The 12839-nt window shown below is 48.0% G+C and carries 9 protein-coding genes; 7 read left to right on the top strand and 2 right to left on the bottom strand.

Annotation, left to right across the window (positions count from 1 at the left end; all coding sequences use genetic code 11):
* The first annotated feature begins 142 nt into the window (after nucleotides 1-142).
* The gene (locus GON05_RS34475) at nucleotides 143-2731 is read left to right on the top strand and encodes a discoidin domain-containing protein (protein ID WP_157326048.1); all 2589 of its coding nucleotides are present in this window, start codon (nucleotides 143-145) and stop codon (nucleotides 2729-2731) included.
* A gap of 88 nt (nucleotides 2732-2819) precedes the next feature.
* Here the strand turns inward: GON05_RS34475 and GON05_RS34470 are convergent, their stop codons facing one another.
* Nucleotides 2820-3821, bottom strand: coding sequence for a LacI family DNA-binding transcriptional regulator (locus GON05_RS34470; RefSeq protein ID WP_181646056.1), 1002 nt, complete (start codon nucleotides 3819-3821; stop codon nucleotides 2820-2822).
* 173 nt (nucleotides 3822-3994) lie between these two features.
* On the opposite strand from GON05_RS34470, the gene GON05_RS34465 reads away from it, so the two are divergent.
* The 6 genes from GON05_RS34465 to GON05_RS34440 all read left to right on the top strand — a co-directional run bounded on the left by GON05_RS34465 (nucleotide 3995) and on the right by GON05_RS34440 (nucleotide 10867).
* Nucleotides 3995-4198: a hypothetical protein gene (locus tag GON05_RS34465; protein WP_157326046.1), complete on the top strand. Its 204-nt coding sequence runs from the start codon at nucleotides 3995-3997 to the stop codon at nucleotides 4196-4198.
* A 14-nt stretch (nucleotides 4199-4212) separates the two neighbouring features.
* Nucleotides 4213-5481: an ABC transporter substrate-binding protein gene (locus tag GON05_RS34460; protein WP_157326045.1), complete on the top strand. Its 1269-nt coding sequence runs from the start codon at nucleotides 4213-4215 to the stop codon at nucleotides 5479-5481.
* A 73-nt stretch (nucleotides 5482-5554) separates the two neighbouring features.
* Nucleotides 5555-6448, top strand: coding sequence for a carbohydrate ABC transporter permease (locus GON05_RS34455; RefSeq protein WP_220138815.1), 894 nt, complete (start codon nucleotides 5555-5557; stop codon nucleotides 6446-6448).
* A gap of 17 nt (nucleotides 6449-6465) precedes the next feature.
* Nucleotides 6466-7344 (top strand): carbohydrate ABC transporter permease, encoded by an 879-nt coding sequence (locus GON05_RS39565; protein WP_157326043.1) that lies wholly within the window; start codon nucleotides 6466-6468, stop codon nucleotides 7342-7344.
* 51 nt (nucleotides 7345-7395) lie between these two features.
* On the top strand, nucleotides 7396-10011 hold the full coding sequence (locus tag GON05_RS34445; RefSeq protein ID WP_246239703.1) for a GH116 family glycosyl-hydrolase: 2616 nt from the start codon (nucleotides 7396-7398) through the stop codon (nucleotides 10009-10011).
* A gap of 22 nt (nucleotides 10012-10033) precedes the next feature.
* Nucleotides 10034-10867: a nucleotidyltransferase domain-containing protein gene (locus GON05_RS34440; RefSeq protein WP_157326042.1), complete on the top strand. Its 834-nt coding sequence runs from the start codon at nucleotides 10034-10036 to the stop codon at nucleotides 10865-10867.
* 798 nt (nucleotides 10868-11665) lie between these two features.
* Here the strand turns inward: GON05_RS34440 and GON05_RS38935 are convergent.
* A complete protein-coding gene (locus GON05_RS38935) occupies nucleotides 11666-11830 on the bottom strand; it encodes a hypothetical protein (RefSeq protein WP_185157267.1) in 165 nt (54 codons plus the stop codon).
* Nucleotides 11831-12839 lie beyond the last annotated feature (1009 nt).

Genomic DNA, 12839 nt, shown 5'->3' with positions numbered 1-12839 from the left:
GTAAAAAATGATAGGGCAGTGTAAGTTCATACAATGTAAAGGCAGCTTATAAGGAGTAAAATTTAGACAGAGGTCATAGGATTTTGAACACTGCAACAGATCATGGCAATTTCGACGAAAAGTGAGGAGGTATAAGAATAGTATGCATGTCAACTTAGCTTTACAACGACCAGTAATTTGCAGCTCGGAGCGTATGAATGGTGAAGGAAGCCATGCTGTGGATGGAGAAGCGGGCACTTTTTGGCAGCCGCTAAGCACGGATCGAAAGGATGACAATCGCGTTTGGATAACGGTTGATTTGGGAAGTACCGTTTCGTTTAACCAGATCATTTTGAAATTTGCATCGGGTTTCATAAGTGGTTATCAGATCGCCTATTCGCAAGACAACCTCATTTGGCAGGAGGCTTACCGGAAAGATGCTTCTAAAGAAGACATCGGACGTACCAATAAGACCATTTTTCCACGAGTTAATGCCAGATATATCAAGCTGGAAGCGGAACTTTTCGATCCAGAACGTGATTTTCAAATGGTGGATTTCGGAATTTACGAAATCCCATCGATTCCAAACGGACCTTTGTTAGCAAGTGTTTATGCGAGCAATGCTGAGGGAGATACCTTTGAGCAATGGGATACATTAGCGCTTGTAAAAGGGGGCAGTGCGCGACTTACTATAAAAGGAGTCATGACGGATAGGACGGCAGCTGATCTAACACGAGCAGAGGTCGTCACAACTTGCATGAATCCGGAGGTAGTCGTATTGGATGAACTAGGTGCCATGACTGCGCTTAAATCAGGTATTGCTCAAGTCAAAAGCCATGTTACTTTACAAGGGGTCACGCAAGAGATCAACCTCTATGTTGACGTTGATGATCCGTCCGAAAGGATAGCAGATCTATGGCTAACGCATCCTTCACTTGTGATGGAAATCGGGCAACCTGCTCTACTGGCAGCGGACAGCGAATTTCCGGTCCTGCATATTTTGGCTACTGAACGTATGTCGGTGAAGAGCACTTTGATAAACGATTTAACCGGTGAGGTCATCATCTTTTTACCGGAACGTGAAGTTGAGGCCAACACGGAATGTACGTTTATGATACCTGGTTATGCTTCCCAAGCTGCGCACTATCAATGGCGTATCGAGCTACTACTGAACGGTCATGTTGTAGGTTACGATGCTTTTTATTTTACGATTCTAGATCCCGCGGCTTCTGAGGAAGGTCAGAATCAAATTGTTTATCTGAACCAGAACGGCAAGCTTGCCTATGTACCGGATTATAAGGGGAATCGTGTCATCGACTTTTCCAATGCAGGGTATGGAGGTGGGGGAGTCCCATTACCGGATGTGCCGATAGTCCTCACCATCGAACCTATTGAAGGCGATAATACGGCACATATTCAGCATGCGCTGGATCGTATCTCAGCCCTGCCCCTTTCTCCAGACGGCTTCCGGGGGGCCGTTCTTCTAAGGAAAGGTATATACCCTATCAGCGGACAGCTTCGTATTCGTGCGAGCGGAGTCGTATTGCGTGGAGAAGGAGCAGATGAAAAGGGCACACTGCTGTATGCAACAGGGACGATGAAGCGCAGTGTGATCGATATCCAGGGAGCATCGGCTCCAGAACTGTTAACAGAGACCGCAGCGTCTATAACGGATCTCTACGTTCCGTCAGGCTCACGCAGCCTCCATGTCGAAGATTCATCCGGCTTTCGTCTGGGTGATACCGTGAAGGTATTGCGATTTGGGAATGAAAGATGGATTCATGCCATTGGGATGGATTCAATTAGGATAAGGCCTGTAACAGGAGGGACCGTGCAATGGTCGCCATTTGAACTAGCATTCGACAGGGTGATCACGCAGATTGACGGCAGTTGTATAACACTCGACGCACCTATAGCCAATGCAATAGAACAACGGTGGGGGGCAGGCGCGATCGTCAAATACGAAGATGCCGGCCGAATTGAACGAATTGGTGTGGAACATTTGCGGATTGATGTGACTTATGATCCGAGCGTCAAGGAAACGAGCATGGATGGAAATGAGGGAAGTGCGACGTACCTGGCTGATGAAAATCACGCCATCACAGGTGTGTATATAGACCGAGTTAAGCATGCATGGGTTCGCAATGTGGCAGGCTTCCATCTGCAGCATGCTCTTGTGCAAGTTGAGCGTGATACCAAGTGGACGACCGTTCAAGATTGCGCCGTATCCGATTTTATAAGTATAATAACCGGCGGACGCCGTTATTCATTTCATCTTGTTGGCGAATTGGCTTTGGTACAACGTGTTTACTCGGAAGGGGCAAGACATGCTTTTACAGTTGATTCCCGTGTTGCAGGTCCGAATGTATTCTTCGATTGCAAATCCAAACAGGATTATAACACCAGCGAGCCGCATCATCGATGGTCAGTAGGCTGTTTGTTTGACAATGTGAATGGTCGCATTCACATTCAAGATAGGGCTTGGTTAGGCAGCGGTCATGGTTGGGCGGGGGCTAACTACGTCACCTGGAATACCCGCAATGAGCTCGTTTCTCAACAACCGCCGACTGCGCAAAATTACGCTTTCGGACATGTGGGGAAGAAGGGGAAAGCGCTGCTGCCTAATGCCTATGATCCTAGACCAAAGAATGATGCTTTTTGGGATAGCTTTGGTACACATGTCAAGCCACGAAGCTTATATTTACAGCAATTACAAGACCGGATTGGTGCCGAGGCCGATGAAGTAAAATAATTATGGCTGTCCCATACATTCTAAAAAAAGAGGCGATCCCTCGGTCATTAAATGACTTTGGGACAGCCTTTTTTATTTCACCAACCAGCTAATCAAGAGACAACGATACGGACTCACCTTGCAGCACATGATGGTCAATCAATGTCTCGGCCGGCACTTCCTCATCGTTAATGCGGCGAATTAATAAATCTGCGAGCTTCGTACCGATTTCGTTCACATTATAGTCCACCGTTGTGAGGGAGGGATTAATATATTTAAGAAACTCAATATTATCGAACCCCATGAGTCCGACTTGGTCGGGCACGCGGATTTTACGTGCTTTCAGCCATTTCAAGACCTCCAATGCGTACACATCGCTGGAGCAGAGGATGGCGCATTTGCTGTCGATTGTATCCAAGAGTGATTCTAATTCGGTCAAATATTGCTTCTGTGCGATAACGTTAAACCGCATATCCGGAATTTCCGCACAGGCTTGCACGAAACCTTGATATCGCTGCTCGGGCACATAAATATTTTCTTTACCTTTGCGCATCAAGGGAGGGCTTAAATAAATGAGATGGCGGTATCCCTGTTCGGCAAGAAAGGCAACAGAGTCACAGATCGCCTGTTTATCGTTAATCCAAATGTAAGGAAACGGATTGGTAAGCCGGTTGCCGAATGTTACAATCGGTGTGCGTGAACGAAGGAGAAAAGACTCGAACTTTTTGTTGTCATTTGCCGGCAGCAGGGCAATGCCGTCGACACGACGATCCAACAAATTGTTGATATATTCCATTTCAAGCTCCTTGTCGCGATTGGAAAGCACCAAATAGACGATATAGCCTCGTTTCCGAGCCTCAGCCTCGAAGGCATGGAAGAGCTGGGAGAAAATTTGGTTATGGATGTCGAATAACACGATACCGAGTGTTTTCGTATGTCCTTTGACAAGGCTCTGAGCCAAGAAATGCGGTCGGTAGCCAAGCTCTTCAGCGACGCGCATGATCTTATCGCGTGTGTCCGGATGAATGCCGGGACGGTTGTTCAATGCGCGATCTACGGTCCCTCGGGTAACGCCGCACAATTCGGCGATTTGTTTGCTGGTAACGTTCATAGGCATGGACCTCCGTGAAAGGCTCTAGTGGTCTAATCGTAGCTTATCTCGGCGTGCAGGTCAAGATCCGTGCTCGTGAACGTAAAGGGAGTGCGTGCATATAGGCATTAGGAACGAATTTCATTTAAAGCGTTTACAAAGTGAAACTTATTTGTTAAGATGAGTTCGTTCACGTGCACGATGCAGGTGATTGGAGCTCCGATGCAGGATTAGCCGAAGCGGGGGACGCCCCGGATGGCGCAGTTGCTTTGTTGCAAATTTTTTTAATCTTTCTCGTGCACGTGCACGGGATGAACATGGACCATGAATCGCAACGTAGAAAGGCATCAGCCGCACCGATTATGCCAATACGGGAGAGCGGCGTCACATTCTTTTAAGGATGGTGTCCTGTATGAAAAAGGTTTGGGTCTTCGTATTAATTTTTGCACTCGGGTGGTCACTTGTCGCATGCAGCTCCAATTCAACACCAGCTTCATCGAAATCAAGCAAAGCGGAATTAACGCTAGTGTGGAGTAAAAATGAAGCCTCTGATGAGCAGTTAACGAATATTTTAGCCGAATTCAATAAGCAAAACCCGGATATCACGGTCAAAAGAGTGGAAGTCGTCAGCAGCGGTTGGGCGGACTATTTCAATAAAATTCAGACGATGATCGCCGGCGGCAAATCACCTGACGTCATTCGCGTAGCCATCGAAGGCATTCAAATGTTTGCGAAGCAGGATTTGCTTCTCCCTTTGGATACCTACATGAAAGCCGATCCGGCTGCACTGGACAATTACAATGATTTGCATCCGAAGCTTCAGTCGCCGTTTGTCATCGACAAAAAAACGTACGGTTTTGTTTGGGACTGGAACAATGTCGTGATGCATTTTAATACGGATATGCTCAAGCAAGCGGGCTTGTCTATGCCGAATAAAAGCTGGACGAAGGACGATTTTCTCCAGTATGCGCAAAAGCTGACTACGGAAAAAGACGGCAAAAAACAATACGGATTTGCGATTCCGAATTATTATTTTGGCGCCTCTGCTTGGTTGTTTAACAATAACGCAAGCGTTCTGAACGATGACATGACAACCAGTAAATTAGACGATCCGAACGCCATCGAAATGATGCAGTTTTTCCAGGATCTCATTTACAAATATAAAGTGGCCCCGGTTCCAGGACCGAAGGATGATCAAATTCAGATGCTCATGAATGGTCAGGTAGCAATGATATCTGCTGGCAAATGGCCATTCGGAACGTATGACAAAAATAAGTTTACGAATATCGATGTGCAGTTCTTACCGACGTTTAAGACGAACAAAGTGATTTTTGGTTCCGGAGCGTTCCCTGTCCTTAAATCCACCAAATACCCGGAAGCTGCCTACAAGCTTTCAGCTTTCTTGAGCGGTGTCTACTCACAGAAAACGACGCTTTCCAATACTTCAATTCCGACACGCATATCCGTCATGAACGAAGTGCTGCCTAAAACACCGGCTCAAAACTGGAAAGTATACGCAGAAAGCGCCGATGTTGCCAAAGCGGTAGAAGCGCCTATGCAATATGGCGAAATTCAAGGTGTATTCGACCGTCACGTATCGGAGATCCTGTCTAATCAATCCGATGCGGCGACAGCCATGAAAAAGGCCAAACAAGAAATCGACGCTATCCTGAAAAAATGACGCCGAATCGTTGGCAGTCCGTCGGCGATCCGGAGGGATCGCCCGGCTCCACGGTTCATGGGAGGAGTCTAGCGTGGGAACCTATCGCAAGATGTCTAATACTGTTGTCGGCTTGTTATTTCTGGCGCCAGCGTTGCTATTTTTTGTACTCTTCATTGGCGAACCGGTTGTAGCGACTCTATATTTAAGCTTTACCAAATACAACGTGATCACGCCGGCCAAATGGATCGGTTTTGACAATATCAAGCATTTGTTCGCGGATGATCGTTTATGGCTGACGTATGGAAATACGCTCAAGTATGTCTTGATTTTAACCCCTATGCATGCGATTCTCGGTTTATTGATTGCTTTGGCGGTCAATCGGAATATCGGCAAAGGGTGGAAATATTTGTACCGTACGATTTTTTATTTCCCCGTACTTGCGACTTCGGCGGCGGTTGCGGTTGCTTGGCAGTTCATCTTCAGCAAGGATTTCGGCATACTGAATTTCTTGTTAAGCAAATTTGGTGTCAGTCCCATTGCCTGGATGCAGTCCCCGCAGTGGGTTTACGTGGCTGTAGCGATCTATAGCTTCTGGAAATTTATCGGTAATGCGTTCCTGTATTACTTAATCGGGCTTCAAAGCATACCTGCTGCACTGTATGAAGCCGCCGAAATTGACGGAGCGAATAAGACACAGCGTTTTTTCTCTATCACGCTGCCCATGCTTTCACCAACGATTTTCTTTGTCTTGGTGACGACTCTGATTGGGGCGACCCAAATCTTTGATGAGCCGTACCTCATTACGTCGGGTGGACCAGGAGACGCATCCCGTTCCGTGAATATGTATATTTATGAAGTAGCGTTCCAACATCATGAGATGGGATATGCCTCTACACTCTCGCTCAGCTTGTTCTTAATCATACTTTGTGTGACGGTCTTTCAATTTTCCATTAGTAAGAAATGGGTCAACTATGACAGGGATTAAAAGAGGAGTTGATACAAGTGGAGGCTTCCAATCTTCAAGCAGCAAGGACCGGGACTAGAACGGGCGCCATGCGGGGATTAGGGCCGGGACGCATTCTGCTGGACGGCGTGCTGCTGCTCTTATCCTTTCTTATGCTGACCCCGTTCCTGTGGATATTCTCCACCTCGCTGCGGCTGCCAAAGGATTCGTTCACACTGCCGCCTGCCATCTTTCCCACAGCATGGCATATTGGCAACTACGCCGAGGTGTTTGCGAAGGTACCGTTTTTCGATTTTATTTCCAACAGTCTGAAAATTTGCTTGATCATCGTGCTGGGACATATTTTTATCTCCAGCATGGCGGCTTTTGCTTTTTCCCGCATCACTTTTCCTGGACGTAATGCGCTATTTCTCATATTTCTATCCGGGCTTATGATTCCGGGGCAAGTAACGATCATCCCGCAGTTTATTCTGATGTCGAAGCTGGGGCTTGTTGATACGCATCTGGCGCTTATTTTGCCGGGACTTATTAATCCGTTCGGTATTTTCATGATTCGGCAGACGATGATGTCGATCTCCAGTGCGTATGATGAAGCCGCCTATATGGATGGAGCCAGCCGGATTTGGGTGTTTCTGAAGGTCATTCTCCCGATGTCCTATCCAGCTGTGGCGGTCACTTCGGTAATTAGCTTCATCGGACATTGGAACGATTTCTTCCGGCCGCTTATTTTTCTGAATTCATTTGAGAAAATGACGCTGCCGATCGGGATGACCGCATTAACCGGAGCTTTTGGAACCGGGAATCTTTCTGCCATTCTAGCAGGGGTGACATTGTCGCTCATCGTGCCACTGCTTTTTTACATATTCGGACAAAAATATTTGCTCGATGGCATCACTGCGGGTGGACTTAAAATGTAAGTGAGCACAACGAATGATTTTAAATCATGAGGAGTTTGAGGAGGCCGTTCTATGAGTACGAATCAGTCAAATGCGCAATTTGGTATGGAGAAAAATTTTGAATATACAGGTGCCAAAACGAATCAAATCTCGTTTCCGCTTGGTGGCATCGGGACGGGCAGCATTGGCCTAGCCGGGAATGGCCGGCTGATTGATTGGGAGATTTTCAATCGTCCGAATAAGCTAAGCTTTAACGGATTTTCCTTTTTTGCTGTAAAAGCAGAGCGTCAAGGCGAGGTGATCCTGACCAAAGTGTTGAACGGGGATTTGCAGACCCCTTATACCGGCGAAGGAAAAGGGAAATTTGAGGGCTACGGCTACGGTCCTAGACGGGAGAATATGTCGGGATTTCCGCATTTTGAAAATACGTCGTTTCGAGGAGAATTTCCGTTTGCGGAAATGACGTTCGATGATCATGCCGATCCCATCCATGTCAAGTTGACGGCTTTCAATCCGTTCATCCCGCTGAACGATCGGGATTCGTCGATCCCGTGTGCGATTTTCGAATATGAAGTGACGAATCGCTCCACGGAAGAATTAGATCTCAGCGTGGTAGGCAACTTGACGAATCCTCTTCGCAAAGGAGCCATAAACGAAGCAACGGAGGTAGATGGCAGACGAGCGATTCGGATGTCCTCTGTACAGTATAAGGAGGATGAAGCGGATTTCGGCGATTTGACGCTGCTTGCCGATCATGATGACGTCAGTTATCAATCCTATTGGTTCCGGGGGAGCTGGTTCGATAACTTGACCGTGTTCTGGAAAGATTTCCGCCGGCCAGGCCGCTTTCAGGAGCGAAATTATGAAACTTCAAGTGAATTAGATCCGAGAAGAGTGCATGAAAAGCACCAGGATGTCGGCTTGCTGAGCGGGCATCGTACGGTACCGGCTGGCGGTAGAGCGACGTTTCGCTTCATCCTTACATGGAGTTTTCCGAATTATGTAAACTTCTGGAACCCGGGCGGCGATCAACTGCCTTCATGGAAAAATTATTATTCGACGCTATTCGAGGATTCGACTGCTACGGCTAAATATGTGATGACGAACTACGAGCGGCTTTATGCGGAGTCGCGACTGTTTAAGGATACGTTGTTTGGGTCTACGCTGCCTGATACGGTCGTTGATGCCATTAGCAGCAATATTTCTATTTTAAAATCGCCTACTGTACTGCGTTTAACCGATGGGACTCTGTACGGGTTTGAAGGCGTGCACACGAATGAAGGCTCATGCGAAGGATCTTGTACCCACGTATGGAATTACGAGCAAGCGACAGCTTTCCTGTTCCCGGCTCTGGCACGTTCGATGCGGAAGATCGATTATACCTATGCACAATTTGAAAATGGGAAAATGGCGTTCCGCCTCATGCTGCCTGCAGAGCGGACAACACGCGATAACAAGTTCAGAGCTGCTGCCGATGGTCAAATGGGCGGCATCATTAAGTCTTATCGCGAATGGAAAGTGTCCGGCGATACAGCGTGGTTACGCTCACTGTGGCCTAACATTCGCAAAGCGCTCGAATTTGCCTGGGAGCCGACCAACGAAGACCAGTGGGATGCCGACAAAGATGGCGTAATGGAGGGGCGGCAGCACCATACGCTCGATATGGAGCTGTTCGGCCCGAACTCCTGGCTGACAAGTATGTACTTGGCGGCTTTGAAAGCTGCAGCCGAGATGGCCAATGCGCTGGGAGAGCCGGAGACAGCGGCGGAGTACGATGCGATCAGGCTCAAAGGATCGGCATGGACGAATGAGCATTTGTTCAATGGGCGTTATTTTCATCAAATGGTTGATCTCAAAGACCGTTCTGTGCTTGAAAAGTATGGTGCAGAAGAGGTGTACTGGAATGAAGAGGCAGGGGAGCATAAATATCAGATCGGTGAGGGCTGCGGTATTGATCAGGTGCTCGGACAATGGTTTGCTCATCTGGTTGGTTTAGGGTACGTGTTGGATTCGGAGAAAGTAAAACGTGCGGTTCACTCCATCTATGAGAACAACTTTATTGAACAATTAGGCGACCACCCGAATGCTTGCCGCATTTATGGGTTAAACGACGAGGCGGGTCTCGTCATCTGCTCATGGCCTGATGCGAACTCTCCGATTGTGCCAGTTCCTTATGCGGAAGAGTGCATGAATGGCTTTGAATACCAGGCTGCTTGCCACATGATTTATGAGGGATATGTAACGGAAGGGCTGCGTGTGGTGAAGGCGATTCGCGACCGCTATGACGGTGAACGCCGCAATCCGTGGAATGAATTCGAATGCGGCAGCAATTATGCTCGCTCTATGGCTTCCTTCGGATTACTACTGGCGCTAAGCGGATTTGAGTATGATATGGTCGAAGGACATATTGGCTTTAGTCCGAAATGGCAGGAAGATGAGTTCAGCAGTTTCTGGAGCTTGAATGACGGATGGGGTGAGTTCCGCAGCATGGATGGACAGCTGGAGCTGGAGGTTAAAATGGGAACACTGACGTTATCCAGCTTTGGCAGCGAATTGTTGAAAGGGAGCGACATTCGGAGCGTCTTGCTTGGAGGGAACGAAGTAGCCGTCGACTATGCGGAAGGGAAAGTATTATTTAAAGAAAAGATCACGCTTGATCCGTTATCTACTCTTATCGTAAAGTTTTAGTATCAAGGTAGGTGATTCGTCTATGGAAGCTAATCAAGTTATTCAATCGGCTGTAGAACAGCTGCAAAAAGTAGAAGGAATCGCTGCTATCGTGTTAGGCGGTTCACGTGCCTGCGGCACCGAAACACCGGAGTCGGATATTGACATCGGCGTCTACTATCGACCTGAGCAGCCAATTGACATTGCAGCTTTGGAGAAAGCTGCGGAGTCATTGGATGACCAGCACCGCAGCGGTCTTATCACGCCGATCGGCGGATGGGGGCCGTGGATCAATGGCGGCGGCTGGCTTAGCAGCGGCGGTTTTCCCTTGGATGTGCTGTATCGGGATGCCGCGAAAGTGTCAAGCATCATTGAGGATTGCCGGCACGGCCGGATCGATATACATTATCAGCCAGGCCATCCGCATGGCTTCTGCACATCGATCTACATGGGAGAAGTCGCGCGCTGCCGGCCGCTCTGGGATCCGGAGGGTCTCGTCGCTGAAATGAAGGCGAAGACCGTGCCGTACCCGGAAGCGCTGCGGCAAGCGTCCCTCGCGAAATTTATGTGGGAAGCTGATTTTTCCATCGCTAACGCTAAAAAGGCTTTGGGGCGTAACGATGTTTCTTACGCAGCAGGGCATCTCTTTCGAACGGTAAGCTGCCTCGTTCAAGTATTGTTCGCGTGCAATGGGCAGTATTTGCTGAACGAAAAAGGAGCCGTCGCCCAGTGCAGCCAATTTGCAGCAGCACCTGTTGATTTCGAGAAGCGAATCCAGGAGGGATTCGCTTGCCTGACGGCCGATCGCGCGGATTTAACGAGGGCGATTGCTTCTTTTGCGGCGCTTGCCAGTGAGGTGCAGGCGATTGCTGGGTAGCGGAGCGGCTAGGCCCGGCGAAACCAACCGAGCAACTTCGAGGATGAGGCAGATTACTATCGCTTAGCGCCGATTCCTCCTGCTAGTTGCTGCGATTGTTCCACTTTTTTCCTAAGTAGCTGGATTTATTGGCGTTAATTATGCCAAGTATAACCAATTCTCGTCTCCTATCTATGATTTAGCTGGAGCTTCTACCGTTATTTCGTTCCCTGCTACTGAGCAGGGAAGATTAACGGTAGTTTTTCCATCTACGATAGCTTGGGGCGGCTTAGTGGATCGTCCGTTCGAAGCAATGGCAGCATTTTCGGTCAAAGTGAAGAGGCTTCCCACCATACTGACTGCTTGCATCACATAGCAGAACCTGAGGGCGCTAATTCTGCCTTATTGGTCCATTTCAAAGTTGTGGGGAATTACTCCTTGGTGCCACACTGCACTATATTGCAGTTTGTACAACCAAATGGGGGTCTATCTGGCTTTTTACTCGTCTATGTTGTAGTTTATACAACCATTTCGCATGAAATGGGCACTTTATTGTCATTTCGGGGTCAAATGATTGTATTCTGTGCAATGAAGATGAGATTGCAGCGTAAAAAGCGTCTGTATGTTGTAAAAAATACAACGGGGAGTTGGCTTTAATTGCATGACGGCCGATCGCGCGGATTTAACGCGGGCGATTGCTTCTTTTGCGGCGCTTGCCGGTGAGGTACAGGCGATTGCTAAGCTTTAACGCCGATTCCACCTGCTATGTGCTGCTATTGTTCCACGTTTTTTCACAGTAGCTGGATTTATTGGCGTTAATTATGCCAAGTATAACCAATTCTCATCTCCTATCGATGATTTAACTGGAGCTTCTACCGTTATTTCGTTCCCTGCTACTGAGCAGGGAAGATTAACGGTAGTTTTTCCATCTACGATAGCTTGCGGGCGGCTTAGTGGATTGTCCGCTCGAAGCAATGGCCGCATTTTCGGTCAAAGTGAAGAGGCTGCCCATCTTACTGACTGTTTGCATCACATAGCGGAATCTGAGGGCGCTATTTCTGCCTTATCGGTCCATTTCAAAGTTGTGGGGAATTACTCCTTGGTGCCACACTGCACTATATTGCAGTTTGTACAACCAAATGGGGGTCTATCTGGCTTTTTACTCGTCTATGTTGTAGTTTATACAACCATTTCGCATGAAATGGGCACTTTTTTGTCATTTCGGGTTCAAATGATTGTATTTTGTGCAATGAAGATGAGATTGCAGCGAAAAAAAATCTGTATGTTGTAAAAAATACAACGGGGAGTTGGCTTTAATTGCATGACAGCCGATCGCGCGGATTTAACGAGAGCGATTGCTTCTTTTGCGGCGCTTGTCGGTGAGGTACAGGCGATTGCTAAGCTTTAACGCCGATTCCTCCTGCTATTTGCTGCGATTGTTCCACTTTTTCCTAAGTAGCTGGATTTATTGGCGTTAATTATGCCAAGTATAGCCAATTGTCATCTCCTACCGATGATTTAGCTGGAACTTCTACCGTTATTTCGTTCCCTGCTACTGAGCAGGGAAGATTAACGGTAGTTTTTCATCTACCGTAGTTTGGGGCGGCTTAGTGGATTGTCGTTGCACAGCATATATCTCATAGCGGAACCTGAGGGCGCTATTTCTGCCCTATCGGTCCATTTCAAAGTTGTGGGGAACTATAGGGCTTTATTTCAACGTTTTTGGCTGACTTTCAGCCTAATCCGTTGAAATAAGGGACCGTAGTTCCCCTTCGTGCGTAAAATGGCTCATTTCGCAGAAATAGCGCCCCTTAGTTCCCCTAGACCGAGTCTCAACCTCGGCCTCGAGCCCTGGTCCCGGGACCGGCCCCGATAGCTCCGCCTTACCCAACGGTTGGCAATGACGGCCGGCAGCCGCTCCAGTTCCTAAGTGCAGAGGCTGCCCACCATACTCGCTCTTTGCATCTCATAGCGGAACCTGAGGGCACTATTT

Source organism: Paenibacillus anseongensis (assembly GCF_009757995.1).
In the GTDB taxonomy this organism is placed as follows: domain Bacteria; phylum Bacillota; class Bacilli; order Paenibacillales; family NBRC-103111; genus Paenibacillus_E; species Paenibacillus_E chondroitinus.
This window is presented reverse-complemented; position numbering and strand designations above follow the sequence as displayed.

Excerpts from the sequence above, each read along its gene's own strand:
- GON05_RS34475 (WP_157326048.1), top strand. The coding sequence starts at position 143 with ATGCATGTCAACTTAGCTTTACAACGACCAGTAATTTGCAGCTCGGAG.
- GON05_RS34470 (WP_181646056.1), bottom strand. The coding sequence starts at position 3,821 with ATGAACGTTACCAGCAAACAAATCGCCGAATTGTGCGGCGTTACCCGA.
- GON05_RS34460 (WP_157326045.1), top strand. The coding sequence starts at position 4,213 with ATGAAAAAGGTTTGGGTCTTCGTATTAATTTTTGCACTCGGGTGGTCA.
- GON05_RS34445 (WP_246239703.1), top strand. The coding sequence starts at position 7,396 with ATGAGTACGAATCAGTCAAATGCGCAATTTGGTATGGAGAAAAATTTT.
- GON05_RS34440 (WP_157326042.1), top strand. The coding sequence starts at position 10,034 with ATGGAAGCTAATCAAGTTATTCAATCGGCTGTAGAACAGCTGCAAAAA.
- GON05_RS38935 (WP_185157267.1), bottom strand. The coding sequence starts at position 11,830 with ATGCGGCCATTGCTTCGAGCGGACAATCCACTAAGCCGCCCGCAAGCT.